Origin of the sequence: Pseudomonas sp. B16(2017), assembly GCF_002113205.1 — a bacterium.
Classification (GTDB): domain Bacteria; phylum Pseudomonadota; class Gammaproteobacteria; order Pseudomonadales; family Pseudomonadaceae; genus Aquipseudomonas; species Aquipseudomonas pharyngis.
In genome coordinates this window covers 119,098-136,065 of the sequence record NZ_NEKA01000002.1, presented here as the reverse complement: position 1 = coordinate 136,065, position 16,968 = coordinate 119,098, and the positions used below count along the sequence as shown (strand labels likewise).

The following is a 16,968-nucleotide window of genomic DNA, read 5'->3' as shown; positions in this document are numbered from 1 at the left end:
GGAGAAACCAGTACGTTGATGAACGGCGATTATCCCCTGTCTGGATGCAGGCCTATACTGCGAACCGGACAACCCGCCCCTGATTCCGGACAGCATGAACAGTAAACACATCGATCTGCTGGATTTCAGCGAACTGCCGTCGGCAGTGTATTTCCGCTATGCCGACTTCAACGCCCACGAATACGCCGCGCCGCACCGCCATCCGTGGGGCACGCTGGAGTACGCAGCCCACGGCGTGCTGCACATGGATGTCGACGGCAGCCGTTTCATGTCGCCGCCGCAGTACGCGGTGTGGGTGCCGCCGCAGGTCGAGCACAGTTTCTACAGCCATCAGCCGGTCAACTATCGGGCGGTGTGCCTGGCGCCGGATGTGTGTTCCGATTTGCCGGCGCAGGCCTGCACTCTTGCGATCAGCGACATTCTCAAGGCGATCCTCAAGGACTTCGCCGCCCGCGATGTGAAGATTCCCGCGTTCGAAGCCGACCAGCGCCTGGCCCAGGTGTTGGTGGATCAATTGCGCCAGGCGCCGGTTCATCAATGCTATCTGCCCTACGCCAGCAGCCCCGGATTGCTGACCATCCTTGAAACCCTGCAGGCCGAGCCCGGCAACAACCAGCCGCTGGCGCACTGGGCGGCGCAGGTGCATGTCAGCGAGCGCACCCTGGCCCGGCAGTTCGTGCGGGAGCTGGGGATGAGTTTCGGCGAATGGCGTCAGCGGCTGCGTTATCTCGCGGCCATCGAGGCGCTGGAGAGTTCGCGCAGCGTGCAGGAAATCGCCTTCGATCTCGGCTACAGCAGCGGCTCGGCCTTCATCGCCATGTTTGCCCGGCAGGCCGGATGTACCCCGGAGCAGTATCGGCGCAGCCATCTTGAGGCCAGGAAGGTGTAACAAGCTTTGACTACACTCCAGCAGAGGCCACCTCCATCGAGGCGGCGCCAAGGAGAAAACTCCATGAAGATGTTGCGTGTCCCTTTGTTGATGATCGGTCTGCTGCTGTGCTCCCAGGGTTTCGCCGCCACGGCGCAACAGAACAAGATGACCACCTGCAACGCCGACGCCACGGCCAAGAGCCTCAAGGGCGACGAGCGCAAAGCCTTCATGAGCACCTGCCTCAAGGCAGCCCCGGCGGCCAACGACGCCAAGGCCCTGACCCCGCAGCAACAGAAAATGAAAACCTGCAATGCCGATGCCAAGACCAAGGCGCTGACCGGCGATGCGCGCAAGACCTTCATGAGTGATTGCCTGAAGAAAAAATAAACCCCGCAGCTTCGTGGTGAGTGTGCTGGCCCCGTCGTCGGATCGCCGCCCGGACCAAGCGCGCTCCCACAGGGAGTGAGGCTGTTCAAAATATTTGTGTTCGACACTTAACGTGTGGGAGCTGGCTTGCCAGCGATGAGGCCCGAAAGGGCTGCCCGCATATCCCTAGTGCTCCTCTCGGATCGCTGGCAGACTGCCAATCCTTTTACGCCGTTCGTTTTGAGGCTGTATGCCAACGTTTTCTGAGCGTCATGTTGTGTTCTGGGTCAGTTGCATCATCATTTTCGGCGGTCTGTTGCTGGTGTTGCCATTGCGTTTGCTGCCCAGTCTGCTGGCCGGGTTGCTGGTGTTCGAACTGGTCAACATGCTCACCCCGCAACTGCAACGGCTGATCGAAGGCCGTCGCGCGCGCTGGCTGGCGGTGGCGCTGCTGGGCACGCTGGTGGTGAGTGTGCTGGCGCTGATCTTTGCCGGGGCCATCAGTTTCCTGTTGCACGAGGCGGAAAACCCCGGCGCTTCCCTCGACAAATTCATGGGTGTGGTTGATCGCGCCCGCGGGCAACTGCCGCCGTTTATCGATAGCTACCTGCCGGCCAGTGCCGCCGAGTTCCGGGTGGCCATCGGTGAATGGGCGAGCAAGCATTTGTCCGAACTGCAACTGGTGGGCAAAGACGCGGCGCACATGTTCGTGACGCTGCTGATCGGCATGGTGCTCGGCGCGATCATCGCCTTGCAGCGCGTGCCGGACGTCACCAAGCGCAAGCCGCTGGCGGCCGCCCTGTTCGACCGTCTGCACCTGCTGGTTCAGGCGTTTCGCAACATCGTGTTCGCACAGATCAAGATTTCCCTGCTCAACACCTTCTTCACCGGGATCTTCCTGGCCGTGATCCTGCCGCTGTTCGGGATCAAGCTGCCGCTGACCAAGACCCTGATCGTGTTGACCTTCCTGCTCGGCCTGCTACCGGTGATCGGCAATCTGATGTCGAACACGCTGATTACCATCGTCGGCCTGTCGCTGTCGATCTGGGTGGCGATTGCGGCGCTGGGCTACCTGATCTTTATCCACAAGCTCGAATACTTTCTCAACGCGCGCATCGTCGGCGGGCAGATCAGTGCCAAGTCCTGGGAGTTGCTGCTGGCAATGCTGGTGTTCGAGGCCGCGTTCGGCCTGCCGGGGGTGGTGGCGGGGCCGATTTATTACGCGTATCTGAAGAGTGAGTTGAAGCTGGGCGGGATGGTTTGATCCAGACTTCCAGCGTCTGAACTGGCCCTTTCGCGAGCAAGCCCGCTCCCACAGGATCACACTGAACCTGTGGGAGCGGGCTTGCTCGCGAAGGGCGCACCGCCGCTTTTGGATCAGTTCACCGAGCCGTAACGTTTCATGGCTTCAATCGCCAGACCGCTACCAATGCTGCCAAAGATGTTCCCTTCCACATGCCGCGCGTTCGGCAGCATCGCCGAGATGCTGTTGCGCAGTGCCGGGATGCCGCTGGAACCGCCGGTGAAGAACACCGTATCGACCTGACCCACCGCCACATTGGCGTCGGCCAGCAACCGGGTGACGCTGGCGCGCACGCGCTCGAGCTGCGACTCGATGGCCGACTCGAACAATGCCCGGGTCAGTTCCACGCTCAGGCCCGACTCGATGCGATCCAGCGGCACATGACGGCTGTCGTTGTGGGTCAGGTGGATTTTGGTTTCTTCCACTTCCATCGCCAGCCAGTGCCCGGCGCGCTGTTCGATCAGCTTGAACAGACGGTCGATGCCGCCGGTGTCCTCGATGTCGTAGCGCATGCTGCCCAGGGCCAGGGTCGATTTCTGCGAGTACACCGAGTTGATGGTGTGCCAGGTCGCCAGGTTCATGTGGTGGCTGGTCGGCATGAACGCGCCGCTTTTCATGCGGCTGCCGTAGCCGAACAGCGGCATCAGGCCTTGCAGGCTCAGCTGTTTGTCGAAATCGGTCCCGCCGATGTGCACGCCGCCGGTGGCGAGGATGTCGTCGTGGCGGTTATCCACACCACGACGCTCGGGCGACAGCCGCACCAGCGAGAAGTCCGAGGTACCACCGCCGATGTCGACGATCAGGACCAGCTCTTCCTTTTCGATGGTCGACTCGTAGTCGAAGGCCGCGGCAATCGGCTCGTACTGGAACGACACGTCCTTGAAACCGAGCTTGCGTGCCACTTCCACCAAGGTGTCCTCGGCTTCCTGGTCGGCCAGCGGATCGTCGTCGACGAAGAACACCGGACGGCCCAGCACCACTTGCTCGAACTCACGACCGGCGGTCGCTTCAGCGCGGCTCTTGAGCTGGCCGATGAACAGCCCGAGCAAGTCCTTGAACGGCATCGCGGTGCCGAGGACGCTGGTGTCGTGCTTGATCAGCTTGGAACCGAGCAGGCTCTTGAGCGAGCGCATTAGCCGGCCTTCGTAGCCTTCCAGGTATTCGTGCAGCGCCAGACGGCCGTAAACCGGACGGCGCTCTTCGATGTTGAAAAAGACCACCGACGGCAGGGTGATCTTGTCGTCTTCCAGCGCGATCATCGTTTCCATGCCGGGGCGCAGCCAGCCGACGGTGGAGTTGGACGTGCCGAAGTCGATGCCGCAGGCACGGGCTGGAGAGGCGTCTTTCATGGTCTTTCGGTTCCGGTCAAAAAACGGCCGCGCAGTGTATGTCAGTGCGCGACAGATTCGAAGGCCGGTCATCTGCTATTTCACGACTAAGCTTGCTTGAAACTCGGCGCTTTGCCCCAAACTTGCTGGCATGGGCCGGCAGACATACCGGCGGTCGCAAGAACCGCCGTCCACTGCCGATAAACTTCTGCTGCGCCACCCGGTCACAACCTTGAGATCGGTCAACCCGGCACGTGCGAATCGGCGCATGCTGGCATCGGCGCGAAATCGATAACGGATGGTGATTCCTTCGATGGACTTCAAAGACTATTACAAGATACTCGGCGTGGAGCCGACGGCTGACGACAAGGCGATCAAGGCTGCCTATCGCAAGCTGGCGCGCAAATACCACCCCGATGTCAGCAAGGAAAAGGACGCCGAGGCCAAGTTCAAGGACGCCTCGGAAGCCTATGAAGCGCTGAAAAGCGCCGACAAGCGCGCCGAATACGACGAACTGCGTCGTTATGGCCAGCACGGTCAGCCGTTTCAGGGCCCGCCGGGCTGGCAGAGCCGTGGCGGCTTTGGTGGCGGCGGTGGCGACACCGGTGACTTCTCGGACTTCTTCAGTTCGATCTTCGGCAATCGCGGCCCCGGTTTCGGTGGCGGCGCTGGCCGGCAATCCCGCAGCGCCGGACGGCGAGGGCAAGACGTGGAACTGGAACTGCCGATCTTTCTGGAAGAGACGCTTTCGAACGAATCGAAAAAGATCAGCTTCCAGGTCCCGCAATACAACGGTTCGGGCCAGCATGTCAGCAACACCAGCAAGAGCCTGAACGTGAAGATCCCGGCCGGCGTGGCCGACGGCGAGCGCATCCGCCTCAAGGGCCAGGGCGCACCGGGCATCGGTGGCGGCGCCAATGGCGATCTGTACCTGACCATCCGTTTCGCGCCGCACCCGAAATTCGACGTTGAAGGCGAAAACCTGATCATCACCTTGCCGCTCGCTCCCTGGGAGCTGGCGCTGGGCGCCGAAGTGGCCGTGCCGACCCTGACCGGCAAGATCAACCTCAAGGTTCCGGCCGGCAGCCAGAACGGCCAGCGCATGCGTGCCAAGGGCCACGGTCTGCAGAACAAGGCGGGCGAGCGCGGTTATCTGTTCGTCCAGCTCAAGGCCGTGATGCCCAAAGCCAACGGCGATGACGTCAAGGCGCTGTGGCAGGAACTGGCGAAGAAGGCCGCCTTCAATCCGCGCGAGAACTTCTGATACTGACGACGGAGTAGCCCATCATGAGCAGCCCCCTGATCGTTCAACTGGACATGGCAGAATTCTGTGAGGCGGCCGACCTGTCGGACGTCTACGTGATCGAAATCGTCGAACACGGCATCCTCGAACCTCAGGGCGCGCAGCCCAGGGAATGGCGCTTCACCGATTACGAACTGGCCCTGGCCAAACGCGCCGCCAAGCTGCGGCGCGACCTGGAGCTGGAATGGGAAGGTGTCGCGCTGGCGCTGGACCTGCTGGAAGAAGTGCAGGAGTTGCGATCCGAGAACCGCATGCTCCGTCAGCGTCTGGCGCGGCTGGTGGTCGAGTAGCGTTTCATACCCGTCTGGGCAGCGTCACGCTGAACAGCGTACCGTCGGCTGCGCTTGAACTGACTTCGATCGTCCCGCCGTGTGCGGTCACCACTTCCTTGACGATGAACAGGCCCAGACCGAGGCTGGTCGACGGCTGTCCGAGTTCTTCGTCGGCACTGCGCACCAATGGATCGAAAAGGGTGCCGATGGCTTCCTCAGGGATCGGCACGCCGTGGTTGTGCACGCTCAGGTGCACGCTTGCAGCGTCGCCCCGCAGCGTCACCAGGATCTCCTGCCGGTTCGAGCCATGCTGCAAGGCATTACCGATCAGATTCTGCAGCAGTTGATCGATCCGTCCGGCATCCCAGACACCACGGGTATCGCCCTCGGCTTTCAGGGTCGGGTCGCATTGTGGATTGCCGGCGCAGGCCTCGGCGATGGCCGCTCGCGCCGCGTCGGCCAGGTCCATCGGCGCGGGTTCGATCGGCAGGCTTCTGCCCAGGCGGCTGCGTACCAGCTCCAAGAGGTCGCTGACCATGGCCCCCATGTGTCGCGCGCCTGTTTTGATGTTCAGCGCGCAAGTCAGAGCATCGCCTTGCAGCGTGGTTTTGCGCATCAGCAACTCGGTGGACATGCTCACCGCTTGCAGGGGCGCGCGCAGGTCATGGCCGAGAATGGCGAGGAAAATGTCGCGTGAGCGGTTGACCTGCTCGGCGTAGGCGGCGGTCGATTCGGCCAGGGCTTCGTCGATGGCTTCGTTGAAGCGGATCATGTCCTGGAAGTACGCCATGTCCGGCGATTCCAGACTGTCGACCCAGCGCCGTATCACACAGGCGCGCAGGTGGCGGAATTCCGAGGTCATCTGCACCAGGTCAAAGCCGACGGTATGGCGAAGTTCTCCATGGCTGGCGCCGGCTTCATCCAGACTCGGGGTCTTTTCGGGGCCTTCGCCCTTGGCCTTGGCGACCTGTTCGTCGCGGCTTTGCGGTTTGCTCATGTCGCGGGCGGCGGCCCGCAGGATGGCGCTGGCGTGATCGCGCAGACCGGCGGAGTCCAGATAGTCGGCGGCCGGGGTGATGGTAGCGGCAAACTGTTCCCATTCATCGACGATAGCGTCGATATTGGCCAGGATGAACTCGGAAAGACGCATGGGCAGTTCCTGAAAAAAGGCGACAGCGAATCGAATATTAGTCCCTTTGGCGAGAAATACACGACCCTTTGCCCAGTGGTTTTCCAGCACCACGAAAAAGGCCCCGAGACCCTGCGTCAGGCAGGTGCTCGGGGCCTTTTTTGCGTGCGTCGGCTGTCAGAACAGGAAGTAACGCTGCGCCATCGGCAGGGTTTCGGCCGGTTCACACCAGAGCAGCACGCCGTCGGCCTTGACCTGATAGGTCTGCGGATCGACGTCGATGTTCGGCAGATAGTCATTGTGGATCAGGTCGGTTTTCTGCACCTCGCGGCAACCTCTGACCACCGCGATTTTCTTCTTCAGGCCCAACGCTTCGGGCAGTCCCGACGCCTGCGCCGCCTGGCTGATGAAGGTCAGGCTGGTGGCGTGCAGCGAGCCACCGTAGCTGGCGAACATCGGGCGGTAGTGCACCGGTTGCGGGGTCGGGATCGAGGCGTTGGCGTCGCCCATCAGGCTGGCGGCGATGGCGCCGCCCTTGAGGATCAGCGTCGGTTTCACGCCGAAGAACGCCGGGCGCCAGAGCACCAGGTCGGCCCACTTGCCGACTTCCACCGAACCCACTTCATGGCTGATGCCATGGGTAATCGCCGGGTTGATCGTGTACTTGGCGATGTAGCGTTTGGCGCGGAAGTTGTCGTTGCCTTCGCCGTCCTGCGCGAGCGGGCCGCGCTGCTTTTTCATCTTGTCGGCGGTCTGCCAGGTGCGCGTGATGACTTCGCCGACGCGGCCCATGGCCTGGCTGTCGGAGCTGATCATCGAGAACGCGCCGAGGTCATGCAGGATGTCTTCGGCGGCAATGGTTTCGCGGCGGATGCGACTCTCGGCGAACGCCACGTCTTCGGCAATGCTCGGGTCGAGGTGGTGGCAGACCATCAGCATGTCGAGGTGTTCGTCGATGGTGTTGCGGGTGAACGGCCGGGTCGGGTTGGTCGAGCTCGGCAGCACGTTGGCGAATCCGCAGGCCTTGATGATGTCCGGTGCGTGGCCGCCACCGGCCCCTTCGGTGTGGTAAGTGTGAATGGTGCGACCCTTGAACGCGCCGAGGGTGGTTTCGACGAAACCGGACTCGTTGAGGGTGTCGGTGTGGATCGCCACCTGCACGTCGTACTGGTCGGCGACGCTCAGGCAGTTGTCGATGCTCGCCGGGGTGGTACCCCAGTCTTCGTGCAGCTTGAGGCCGATGGCGCCGGCCTTGACCTGTTCGATCAGCGGTTCCGGCAGGCTGGCGTTGCCCTTGCCGGTGAGGCCGATGTTCATCGGGAACGCGTCCGCCGCCTGGAGCATCCGCGCCAGGTGCCACGGCCCCGAAGTGCAGGTCGTGGCATTGGTGCCGGTGGCCGGACCGGTGCCGCCGCCGATCATGGTGGTGACGCCGCTCATCAGCGCTTCTTCGATTTGCTGCGGGCAGATGAAGTGGATGTGGGTGTCGATGCCGCCGGCGGTGAGGATCATGCCTTCGCCGGCGATCACTTCGCTGCTGGCGCCGATGGCGATGGTCACGCCGGGCTGCACGTCCGGGTTGCCGGCCTTGCCGATGGCGGCGATGCGCCCGTCCTTGAGGCCGACGTCGGCCTTGACGATGCCCCAGTGGTCGATGATCAGCGCATTGGTGATGACGGTGTCGACCACTTCGGCCGCCAGCAACTGGCTCTGGCCCTGGCCGTCACGGATCACTTTGCCGCCGCCGAATTTCACTTCTTCGCCGTAGGTGGTGAAGTCCTGTTCGACTTCGATCCACAGCTCGGTGTCGGCCAGGCGCACCTTGTCGCCGACGGTGGGGCCGAACATGTCGGCGTAGGCTTGACGCGAGATCTTCATGTGTTCGCCTTGGAATTCAATTGGTTTTGAGATCGTTCGCTGCGCTCACTTTCGCGAGCAGGCTCGCTCCCACAGAGGATCGGATTCCAGCTGGAGGAACTCGGTTTAATGTGGGAGCGAGCCTGCTCGCGATGGCGGCACCGCAAAATTCAGAGGTCACCCATGACCCGCCCGGCAAACCCGAACACCCGCCGGTGCCCGGCGTAATCCACCAGTTCCACCTCGCGGCTCTGCCCCGGCTCGAAGCGCACGGCGGTGCCCGCCGGAATGTTCAGGCGCATGCCACGGCTGGCGTCGCGGTCGAAGGTCAGGGCGTCGTTGGTCTCGAAAAAATGGTAGTGCGAGCCGACCTGGATCGGCCGGTCGCCGCTGTTCGCCACTTTCAGGCTGACGGTGCGGCGACCGACATTGAGTTCGATATCGCCGGGCTGGATCCGGTATTCGCCGGGAATCATCAGTTCGCTCCTTGCAGGACTTTGTAATAGAGGGCCGTCGGGCGATAGGTGCCGTTCGGGTCGCAGGCGTAGTCGGGGATTTCCCCGGCGCGGGTGTAACCCAGGGCCTTGTAGAAATCTTCGGCGGGGGAGCCGGCCTCGGTGTCGAGGTAAAGCATGCCGCGCTTGTACTGACGCGCGGTCTGTTCCAGCGCTTGCATCAACTGCTGGCCGAGGCCGCGCCGCCGGGCGTGTTCACGCACCAGCAATTTCTGCACCTCGGCGCGGTTCAGGCCGTTGGCCTTCTGGCACAGGCTCAACTGGACGCTGGCCTGCACCTGTTCGTCCTTGACCACCACCCACAGCAACACGTTGCTCTTGTTCAGGTTGTCCTGCACGTCGTCGAAATAGGCGCGTGCCTGAGTGGCATCGAGGTCGGCCATGAAACCGACGCTGGCGCCATACCCCACGGCGTCGAGCAGCAGGTCGATCAGGCCCTGACGATAGTGCGCAAAACTTTCAGCATTGACGCGTCGCAGTTGGGCGGGGTTCATCGGTGTCACTCCTTGTGGGCGGGCGGCGGCTCCGCGCCAGGATTGAGGGTCAGTTGCATGAAAGTCAGGTCGAGCCAGCGGCCGAACTTGGTGCCGACTTGCGGCATCTGCCCGGTGGTGATGAAACCGGCGCGCTCGTGCAGGCGGATCGATGCGGCGTTGCCGCTCTCGATGGCGGCGACCATGACGTGTTTGTCGCAGGTTTTCGCGCGTTCGATCAGTGCGGTCATCAGTTGCGGGCCGAGACCGTTGCCGCGCTGGTCGCTGCGCACGTAGACCGAGTGCTCGACGGTGTGGCGGAAACCGTCGAACGGTCGCCAGTCACCGAACGAAGCGTAGCCGAGGGTGGTGTTGTCGGCGTCGACGATCACCAGGATCGGATAGCCTTGGGCCTGACGTGCGCTGAACCACGCCTGACGGTTGCCGAGGTCGACGGCGGATTCATTCCAGATCGCCGTGGTGTTGAGCACGGCGTCGTTGTAGATGTCGCGGATCGCCGGCAGGTCGGCGTGCAGGGCATCGCGGATGGTGTAGGTCATGGCGCGGCCTCAGACGATCGGTTGATGGACGGTGACCAGTTTGGTGCCGTCGGGAAACGTCGCTTCGACCTGGATCTCCGGGATCATTTCCGGGATGCCTTCCATCACCTGATCGCGGGTCAACAGGGTGGTGCCGTAGTGCATCAGCTCGGCCACGGTCTGGCCGTCACGGGCGCCTTCGAGCAGCGCCGCCGAGATGTAGGCCATGGCTTCCGGGTAGTTGAGCTTCACGCCACGGGCCAGTCGCCGCTCGGCCACGAGGCCGGCGGTGAAGATCAGCAGCTTGTCTTTTTCGCGTGGGGTCAGGTCCATCGTTTGAAATCCATTGTCGGCAGTTGAAGAAAATCAGGTGTTCCAGATTCGGGGGGGCAGGGCTTCGCGGCCGAGCAGCGCAGGTCTGAGCAAACGCCACAGATCGATCAGCCAGGCTCGCGCCAGCAACGCTTCACTGGCCAGGCAACGTGCGACCAACAGACCGGGCAACTGCGTCAGATCCCCTCGCACTTCATGCCCCAGCGAGCGGCAGCGCTCCAGCAGTTCGGCATCGATTTCGCCGGTCACCAGCAACGTCGCAAACACCGGACTGCCATCGAGACCAATCGGCGAATCGAGCAAGCCGTCATCGCCAACGATGCGCTGGCGCTCATGCCACAACAACCGCCCATCACGGCGAATATCCAGATGCGCCTGGAAATGCCCGAGGTCAAAGCGCTCGCCACTGGCCGGACGACCCAGCGCCACCACGTCCCAGTAAAACAGTCGCGCATCGCCTTTAAGCTCAATCGAAGTCGTGAGTTCCGCCTGGGCGGCGCTGTAGACGATGGTTTCCTGGGGCAGCCATTCCAGTGTCGCGCCATCAGCGACAAGCAGGTTCAGCGACTGATAGGCGGGGCCGGCCGCGCGATACCACTTGGCCGCGCCGGGGCTGGTGATTTGCGCCCAGGCGTCTTGTTCGACGCGGGCGCTGATGTCGAGCCGGTCGCCGCCGGCAATCCCGCCCGGCGGGTGGACGATGATGTGCTGACAGACCTCTGGGCCTTCGGCGTACAGATGCTTTTGCACCCGCAACGGGCCGAGGTGCCGGCGTCGGGTCGGCCGCGTGCAATCGCCGAAGCGGGCGTACGCCAGCTCCAGCTCGGCGTGCCAGCTCGGGGTAAACAGGGCAGTCGCAACAGGTAAGTTCATGTTTTCTGATTATCGTTAGGACGCTACAGATTAGACCGTAACCTCAAATAGTCACCAGCCCGCGTACGCCTTCGGCTTCCATATTTTCGCCACGGCCCTGCTGCACGATCTCGCCCCGGGACATCACCAGGTACTGATCGGCCAGTTCGGCGGCGAAATCGTAGAACTGCTCCACCAGCAGAATCGCCATGTCGCCACGGGCGGCGAGTTTTTTGATCACCGCGCCGATTTCCTTGATTACCGACGGCTGGATGCCTTCGGTGGGCTCGTCGAGGATCAGCAGACGCGGACGGCTGGCCAGTGCGCGGCCAATCGCAAGCTGCTGTTGCTGACCGCCGGACAGATCGCCGCCGCGCCGCTGTTTCATTTGCAGCAGCACCGGGAACAGCTCGTAGATGAACGCCGGAACCTCTTTGGCTTCGCTGCCGGGAAAGCGCGACAGGCCCATCAGCAGGTTCTCTTCCACGGTCAGCCGGCCGAAAATCTCCCGGCCCTGCGGCACGTAGGCGATCCCCGCATGCACCCGTTGATGCGGCTTGAACGTGGTGATCGGTTGGCCTTCCCAGTTCACCGCGCCTTCCTTGGCCGGCAACAGGCCCATCAGGCATTTGAGCAACGTGGTCTTGCCCACACCGTTACGCCCGAGCAGGCAGGTCACTTCGCCGACCTTCACGTCGAAGCTCAGGCCACGCAGGATGTGGCTACCGCCGTAGTACTGGTGCAGCTTGTCGACTTGCAGCATGTTCAAGTTCTCCTCAAATCCCCCTGTGGGAGCGGGCTTGCTCGCGAATGCGGTAGATCAGTCACCATCAACTTTGAATGACACACCGCATTCGCGAGCAAGCCCGCTCCCACATTGGAAAGGTGTTTGCAGTTTCAGCGGCCGAGATAGACTTCGATCACGCGCTCGTTGTCCTGCACCTGCTCCAGCGATCCCTCGGCCAGCACGCTGCCCTGATGCAACACCGTGACGTGGTCGGCAATCGAGCCGACGAAGCCCATGTCGTGTTCCACCACCATCAGCGAATGCTTGCCTGCCAGCGACTTGAACAGCTCGGCAGTGAACTCGGTTTCGGCGTCGGTCATGCCGGCCACCGGTTCATCGAGCAGCAGCAGTTGCGGGTCCTGCATCAGCAACATGCCGATTTCCAGAAACTGTTTCTGCCCGTGGGACAGCAGCCCTGCCGGACGATTGACCGAGGTGGTCAGGCGAATGGTGTCGAGCACCTCGCTGATCCGGTCTTTCTGCTCGCCGCTCAACTTTGCCCGCAGGCTGGCCCACACCGACTTGTCGGTTTTCTGTGCCAGCTCCAGGTTTTCGAACACGCTCAATGCTTCGAACACCGTCGGTTTCTGGAATTTGCGACCGATGCCGGCCTGGGCGATCTGCACTTCGCTCATCTGCGTCAGGTCGAGGGTTTCACCGAACCACGCCTTGCCGTGGCTCGGGCGAGTCTTGCCGGTGATCACGTCCATCAGCGTGGTCTTGCCCGCGCCGTTGGGGCCGATGATGCAGCGCAGTTCGCCGACGCCGATGTACAGGTTCAGATTGTTCAGCGCGCGGAAGCCGTCGAAACTGACGCTGATGTCTTCCAGAGTCAGGATCGTGCCGTGGCGGGTGTCGAGGCCCGGACCTACGCGTTGCCCGAGGCCGATCGAGTCGCGGCTGGTGCCTTCGTCCTTGTTCGGTTCCACCGGGAAAAAGGCCGGTTCCAGCATGAATTCAGCGCTCGCCGTGACTCTCATGATTCACCTCGTTTCTTCAGCAGACCGATCACGCCCTTGGGCAGGTACAACGTCACGACGATGAACAGCGCGCCGAGGAAGAACAGCCAGTATTCGGGGAACGCTACGGTGAACCAGCTCTTCATGCCGTTGACCACGCCGGCACCGAGCAGCGGGCCGATCAAGGTGCCGCGTCCGCCAAGGGCCACCCACACAGCGGCTTCGATCGAGTTGGTCGGCGACATTTCGCTCGGGTTGATGATCCCCACCTGCGGTACGTACAACGCACCGGCCAGACCACACAACACCGCACTCAACACCCAGACGAACAGCTTGAAGCCGCGCGGGTCGTAGCCGCAGAACATCAGGCGATTTTCCGCGTCACGCAACGCGGTCAGAACCCGGCCGAACTTGCTGCGCGCCAGCCGCCAGCCGATGAACAGGCTCGCCACCAACAACAGCACCGTCGCCAGAAACAGCACCGCGCGAGTGCCCGGTTCGGTGATACCGAAACCGAGGATCGTGCGGAAATTGGTGAAGCCGTTGTTGCCGCCGAAGCCGGTCTCGTTGCGGAAAAACAGCAGCATCCCGGCGAAGGTCAGGGCCTGGGTCATGATCGAGAAATACACGCCCTTGATCCTTGAGCGGAAGGCGAAAAAACCGAACACCAGCGCCAGCAACCCCGGCGCCAACACCACCAGGCACATCGCCCAGAGGAAGCTGCCGGTGCCGCTCCAGTACCACGGCAACTCGGTCCACGACAGGAAGGTCATGAACGCCGGCAAGCCATCGCCGGCAGCCTGGCGCATCAGGTACATGCCCATCGCATAACCGCCGAGGGCGAAGAACAGACCGTGGCCCAGCGACAGGAGACCGGCGTAACCCCAGACCAGATCCAGTGCCAGGGCGACGATGGCGTAGCAGAGAATCTTGCCCACCAGCGTCAGGGTGTAGGCCGAAACATGCAGCGAGCTGTCCGCCGGCAACAGCGACAGCAGAGGCAGGGCGATCAGCAAGGCGAGCACCACCGCGCCGATGGCGAGGGTGACTTTCGGGCCGGCCTTTTGTGTGGCCGTGACTAGTAGAGGCTGGTTCATCAGTCGATCACCCGTCCTTTCAGTGCGAAGAGGCCTTGCGGACGTTTCTGGATGAACAGAATGATCAGCGCGAGGATCAGGATCTTGCCGAGTACCGCACCGATCTGCGGTTCGAGAATCTTGTTGGCGATGCCCAGGCCGAACGCGGCGAACACGCTGCCGGCCAGTTGCCCGACGCCGCCGAGCACCACCACCAGGAACGAGTCGATGATGTAGCTCTGGCCGAGATCCGGGCCGACGTTGCCGATCTGGCTCAGCGCCACGCCACCGAGCCCGGCGATGCCCGAGCCGAGGCCGAAGGCGAGCATGTCGACGCGACCGGTGGGCACGCCGCAACAGGCGGCCATGTTGCGGTTCTGGGTGACGGCACGCACGTTCAGACCCAGGCGGGTCTTGTTCAGCAGCAGCCAGGTCAGCACCACCACGAACAACGCAAACGCGATGATCACGATGCGGTTGTACGGCAGCACCAGATTCGGCAACACCTGAATCCCGCCGGACAGCCACGCCGGGTTCGCCACTTCCACGTTCTGCGCACCGAACACCAGACGCACCAGCTGAATCAGCATCAGGCTGATGCCCCAGGTGGCGAGCAGGGTTTCCAGTGGTCGACCGTAGAGGTGACGGATCACCGTGCGTTCCAGGGCCATGCCGATGGCGGCGGTGACGAAGAACGCCACCGGCAGCGCAATCAGAGGATAGAACTCGATGGCCTGCGGCGCGTAGCGCTGGAACATCAACTGCACCACGTAGGTCGAGTAGGCGCCGAGCATCAGCATCTCGCCGTGGGCCATGTTGATCACGCCGAGCAGGCCGAAAGTGATCGCCAGACCCAGCGCCGCGAGCAACAGAATCGAACCGAGGGACATGCCGCTGAAGGCCTGGCCGAGCAGTTCGCCGATCAGCAGTTTGCGCTTGACCTGGGCGAGGCTGGTTTCGGCGGCGGTGCGCACATTGGCATCGGTTTCGACGCCAGGTTCGAGCAAACCTTCGAGGCGAGTACGGGCCAATGGGTCGCCGGTTTCACCGAGCAGACGCACGGCCGCCAGGCGCACCGCCGGGTCGGTGTCGACCAGTTGCAGGTTGGCCAGCGCCAGGCTCAGGGCGGCGTGGACGCTTTCGTCTTGTTCGCCAGCCAGTTGCCGGTCGAGGAATTTCAGCTGCGCCGGTTTGGCGCTTTTCTGCAATTGCTGCGCGGCGCTCAGACGGGTTTTGGCGTCGGCGGCGAGCAATTGGTGGCTGGCCAGCGCGGTGTCGATCAGACCCCGCAGGCGGTTGTTCAGGCGCAGGGTCTTGGGTTGGCCGTCGACGGTCAGTTCGCCTTGTTGCAGGGCGTTGATCAGTTCGACACGCGCCGGATCGGGCTGCGCGGCCCAGGCTTCCAGCAGTTTGGCCTGTTGCGTCGAGTTGGCGGCGACGAAGTCTTCGGCGTCGCCTGCATGGGTAGCCATCGGCAGCAAAAGTGCGAGGGCCAGGATCAAGCGATAAAAGGCAGTGGGCATAGAGAGTCGCCTTGCTCGGACTATTGTGGGAGCGAGCCTGCTCGCGATAGCGGTGGTTCAGTCACAGTGATGTTGAATGTGCTGCCGTCATCGCGAGCAGGTCGAAGCGTCGAACCGTCGCTCCCACAGGGATTTGTACCCGCCTCAAGTATCGAGGCGGGCATCCAATGGCTCAGTTGCTCTTCACCGCATACTCCGGCTTCTTGTCATTACCCGGAATGAACCGGCTCCACGGCTGCGCACGGATCGGCCCTTCGGTCTGCCACACCACGTTGAACTGACCGTCGCTCTGGATCTCGCCGATCATCACCGGTTTGTGCAGGTGGTGATTGGTCTTGTCCATGGTCAGGGTGTAGCCGGACGGCGCGGCGAAGGTCTGGCCGCCGAGGGCTTCGCGGACCTTGTCGACGTCGGTGGATTTGGCTTTCTCCGCCGCCTGCGCCCACATGTGGATGCCGACGTAAGTGGCTTCCATCGGGTCGTTGGTCACGGCCTTGTCGGCGCCCGGCAGGTTGTGTTTCTTCGCGTAGGCTTTCCAGTCATCGACGAACTTCTTGTTCACCGGGTTCTCCACCGACTCGAAGTAGTTCCATGCCGCGAGGTTGCCCACCAGCGGCTTGGTGTCGATGCCGCGCAGTTCTTCTTCGCCCACCGAGAACGCCACCACCGGTACGTCGGTCGCCTTCAGGCCCTGGTTGGCCAGCTCTTTGTAGAACGGCACGTTGGAGTCGCCGTTGACGGTGGAGATCACAGCGGTCTTGCCGCCGGCCGAGAATTTTTTGATGTTGGCGACGATGGTTTGATAGTCGCTGTGGCCGAACGGGGTGTAGACCTCTTCGATGTCTTTATCCGCTACGCCTTTGGAGTGCAGGAACGAGCGCAGGATCTTGTTGGTGGTGCGCGGGTACACGTAATCGGTGCCAAGCAGGAAGTAGCGCTTGGCGCTGCCGCCTTCTTCGCTCATCAGGTATTCAACCGCCGGGATCGCTTGCTGGTTCGGCGCGGCGCCGGTGTAGAACACGTTCGGCGACATCTCTTCACCTTCGTATTGCACCGGGTAGAACAGCAGGCCGTTGAGCTCTTCGAACACCGGCAGCACCGATTTGCGCGACACCGAGGTCCAGCAACCAAACACCACCGCGACCTTGTCCTGGGTCAGCAACTGGCGGCCCTTTTCCGCGAACAGCGGCCAGTTCGACGCCGGGTCGACCACCACCGGTTCAAGCATCTTGCCGTTCACCCCGCCCTTGGCGTTGATCTCGTCGATGGTCATCAACGCCATGTCCTTGAGCGACGTTTCGGAGATCGCCATGGTGCCGGACAACGAATGCAGAATCCCGACCTTGATGGTCTCGGCGGCCTGTACGGTCCAGGTCATGCCCATCGCGGCAATCGATGCCGTGAGTGTGAAAGCCTTGATCAAACTGCGACGCTTCATTGTGCGATCTCCATGAACGTTAAAGTTTTTTATGGTTGGCAGAT

Annotated in this window: 18 protein-coding genes; 5 read left to right on the top strand and 13 right to left on the bottom strand. The window is 62.5% G+C overall.

The window, feature by feature from the left end; all coding sequences use genetic code 11:
• Positions 1-94 precede the first annotated feature (94 nt).
• The 3 genes from CAG25_RS03355 (at position 95) to CAG25_RS03345 (ending at position 2,501) form a co-directional block, all read left to right on the top strand.
• Entirely contained in the window at positions 95-889 is a 795-nt protein-coding gene (locus CAG25_RS03355; RefSeq protein WP_085611039.1) for a helix-turn-helix transcriptional regulator, read from the top strand.
• Positions 890-952: 63 nt separating this feature from the next.
• On the top strand, positions 953-1,258 hold the full coding sequence (locus CAG25_RS03350; protein WP_085611038.1) for a PsiF family protein: 306 nt from the start codon (positions 953-955) through the stop codon (positions 1,256-1,258).
• A 229-nt stretch (positions 1,259-1,487) separates the two neighbouring features.
• Positions 1,488-2,501, top strand: a complete 1,014-nt coding sequence (locus CAG25_RS03345) for an AI-2E family transporter (RefSeq protein ID WP_064593159.1) — start codon at positions 1,488-1,490, stop codon at positions 2,499-2,501.
• Positions 2,502-2,614: 113 nt separating this feature from the next.
• Here the strand turns inward: CAG25_RS03345 and CAG25_RS03340 are convergent, their stop codons facing one another.
• Positions 2,615-3,889, bottom strand: a complete 1,275-nt coding sequence (locus tag CAG25_RS03340; protein ID WP_085611037.1) for an Hsp70 family protein — start codon at positions 3,887-3,889, stop codon at positions 2,615-2,617.
• Between the two features lie 292 nt (positions 3,890-4,181).
• On the opposite strand from CAG25_RS03340, the gene CAG25_RS03335 reads away from it, so the two are divergent.
• Both CAG25_RS03335 and CAG25_RS03330 read left to right on the top strand, forming a co-directional pair.
• Positions 4,182-5,132, top strand: coding sequence for a DnaJ C-terminal domain-containing protein (locus CAG25_RS03335; RefSeq protein ID WP_064600657.1), 951 nt, complete (start codon positions 4,182-4,184; stop codon positions 5,130-5,132).
• A gap of 23 nt (positions 5,133-5,155) precedes the next feature.
• On the top strand, positions 5,156-5,461 hold the full coding sequence (locus tag CAG25_RS03330; RefSeq protein ID WP_039766735.1) for a chaperone modulator CbpM: 306 nt from the start codon (positions 5,156-5,158) through the stop codon (positions 5,459-5,461).
• A 4-nt stretch (positions 5,462-5,465) separates the two neighbouring features.
• Here CAG25_RS03330 and CAG25_RS03325 read toward each other — a convergent pair whose 3' ends face one another.
• From CAG25_RS03325 to urtA, 12 genes are all read right to left on the bottom strand, one after another.
• Complete coding sequence (locus CAG25_RS03325) at positions 5,466-6,593, bottom strand: sensor histidine kinase (protein ID WP_085611036.1); 1,128 nt, start codon at positions 6,591-6,593, stop codon at positions 5,466-5,468.
• Positions 6,594-6,749: 156 nt separating this feature from the next.
• On the bottom strand, positions 6,750-8,450 hold the full coding sequence (ureC, locus tag CAG25_RS03320; RefSeq protein WP_085611035.1) for an urease subunit alpha: 1,701 nt from the start codon (positions 8,448-8,450) through the stop codon (positions 6,750-6,752).
• 149 nt (positions 8,451-8,599) lie between these two features.
• A complete protein-coding gene (locus CAG25_RS03315) occupies positions 8,600-8,905 on the bottom strand; it encodes an urease subunit beta (protein ID WP_085611034.1) in 306 nt (101 codons plus the stop codon).
• Positions 8,905-9,438, bottom strand: a complete 534-nt coding sequence (locus CAG25_RS03310; RefSeq protein WP_085611033.1) for a GNAT family N-acetyltransferase — start codon at positions 9,436-9,438, stop codon at positions 8,905-8,907. The genes CAG25_RS03315 and CAG25_RS03310 overlap by 1 nt, the downstream gene beginning before the upstream one ends.
• A gap of 5 nt (positions 9,439-9,443) precedes the next feature.
• Complete coding sequence (locus CAG25_RS03305; RefSeq protein ID WP_007950603.1) at positions 9,444-9,977, bottom strand: GNAT family N-acetyltransferase; 534 nt, start codon at positions 9,975-9,977, stop codon at positions 9,444-9,446.
• A 9-nt stretch (positions 9,978-9,986) separates the two neighbouring features.
• Entirely contained in the window at positions 9,987-10,289 is a 303-nt protein-coding gene (gene ureA, locus CAG25_RS03300) for an urease subunit gamma (RefSeq protein WP_039766748.1), read from the bottom strand.
• Positions 10,290-10,322: 33 nt separating this feature from the next.
• On the bottom strand, positions 10,323-11,162 hold the full coding sequence (locus CAG25_RS03295) for an urease accessory protein UreD (protein ID WP_085611032.1): 840 nt from the start codon (positions 11,160-11,162) through the stop codon (positions 10,323-10,325).
• A 43-nt stretch (positions 11,163-11,205) separates the two neighbouring features.
• Positions 11,206-11,904, bottom strand: a complete 699-nt coding sequence (gene urtE, locus CAG25_RS03290) for an urea ABC transporter ATP-binding subunit UrtE (RefSeq protein WP_039766753.1) — start codon at positions 11,902-11,904, stop codon at positions 11,206-11,208.
• A 134-nt stretch (positions 11,905-12,038) separates the two neighbouring features.
• The gene (gene urtD, locus CAG25_RS03285) at positions 12,039-12,908 is read right to left on the bottom strand and encodes an urea ABC transporter ATP-binding protein UrtD (protein ID WP_007950599.1); all 870 of its coding nucleotides are present in this window, start codon (positions 12,906-12,908) and stop codon (positions 12,039-12,041) included.
• Positions 12,905-13,984, bottom strand: coding sequence for an urea ABC transporter permease subunit UrtC (gene urtC, locus CAG25_RS03280; protein ID WP_039766758.1), 1,080 nt, complete (start codon positions 13,982-13,984; stop codon positions 12,905-12,907). The genes urtD and urtC overlap by 4 nt, the downstream gene beginning before the upstream one ends.
• Positions 13,984-15,486 (bottom strand): urea ABC transporter permease subunit UrtB, encoded by a 1,503-nt coding sequence (gene urtB / locus CAG25_RS03275; RefSeq protein ID WP_085611031.1) that lies wholly within the window; start codon positions 15,484-15,486, stop codon positions 13,984-13,986. Before urtB ends, urtC begins: the two co-directional genes overlap by 1 nt.
• Positions 15,487-15,658: 172 nt before the next feature.
• The gene (gene urtA, locus CAG25_RS03270; RefSeq protein WP_085611030.1) at positions 15,659-16,924 is read right to left on the bottom strand and encodes an urea ABC transporter substrate-binding protein; all 1,266 of its coding nucleotides are present in this window, start codon (positions 16,922-16,924) and stop codon (positions 15,659-15,661) included.
• Between the last annotated feature and the right edge of the window lie 44 nt (positions 16,925-16,968).

Coding starts and splice junctions, on each gene's coding strand:
- CAG25_RS03355 (WP_085611039.1), top strand. CDS start 95: ATGAACAGTAAACACATCGATCTGCTGGATTTCAGCGAACTGCCGTCG.
- CAG25_RS03350 (WP_085611038.1), top strand. CDS start 953: ATGAAGATGTTGCGTGTCCCTTTGTTGATGATCGGTCTGCTGCTGTGC.
- CAG25_RS03345 (WP_064593159.1), top strand. CDS start 1,488: ATGCCAACGTTTTCTGAGCGTCATGTTGTGTTCTGGGTCAGTTGCATC.
- CAG25_RS03340 (WP_085611037.1), bottom strand. CDS start 3,889: ATGAAAGACGCCTCTCCAGCCCGTGCCTGCGGCATCGACTTCGGCACG.
- CAG25_RS03335 (WP_064600657.1), top strand. CDS start 4,182: ATGGACTTCAAAGACTATTACAAGATACTCGGCGTGGAGCCGACGGCT.
- CAG25_RS03330 (WP_039766735.1), top strand. CDS start 5,156: ATGAGCAGCCCCCTGATCGTTCAACTGGACATGGCAGAATTCTGTGAG.
- CAG25_RS03325 (WP_085611036.1), bottom strand. CDS start 6,593: ATGCGTCTTTCCGAGTTCATCCTGGCCAATATCGACGCTATCGTCGAT.
- ureC (WP_085611035.1), bottom strand. CDS start 8,450: ATGAAGATCTCGCGTCAAGCCTACGCCGACATGTTCGGCCCCACCGTC.
- CAG25_RS03315 (WP_085611034.1), bottom strand. CDS start 8,905: ATGATTCCCGGCGAATACCGGATCCAGCCCGGCGATATCGAACTCAAT.
- CAG25_RS03310 (WP_085611033.1), bottom strand. CDS start 9,438: ATGAACCCCGCCCAACTGCGACGCGTCAATGCTGAAAGTTTTGCGCAC.
- CAG25_RS03305 (WP_007950603.1), bottom strand. CDS start 9,977: ATGACCTACACCATCCGCGATGCCCTGCACGCCGACCTGCCGGCGATC.
- ureA (WP_039766748.1), bottom strand. CDS start 10,289: ATGGACCTGACCCCACGCGAAAAAGACAAGCTGCTGATCTTCACCGCC.
- CAG25_RS03295 (WP_085611032.1), bottom strand. CDS start 11,162: ATGAACTTACCTGTTGCGACTGCCCTGTTTACCCCGAGCTGGCACGCC.
- urtE (WP_039766753.1), bottom strand. CDS start 11,904: ATGCTGCAAGTCGACAAGCTGCACCAGTACTACGGCGGTAGCCACATC.
- urtD (WP_007950599.1), bottom strand. CDS start 12,908: ATGAGAGTCACGGCGAGCGCTGAATTCATGCTGGAACCGGCCTTTTTC.
- urtC (WP_039766758.1), bottom strand. CDS start 13,984: ATGAACCAGCCTCTACTAGTCACGGCCACACAAAAGGCCGGCCCGAAA.
- urtB (WP_085611031.1), bottom strand. CDS start 15,486: ATGCCCACTGCCTTTTATCGCTTGATCCTGGCCCTCGCACTTTTGCTG.
- urtA (WP_085611030.1), bottom strand. CDS start 16,924: ATGAAGCGTCGCAGTTTGATCAAGGCTTTCACACTCACGGCATCGATT.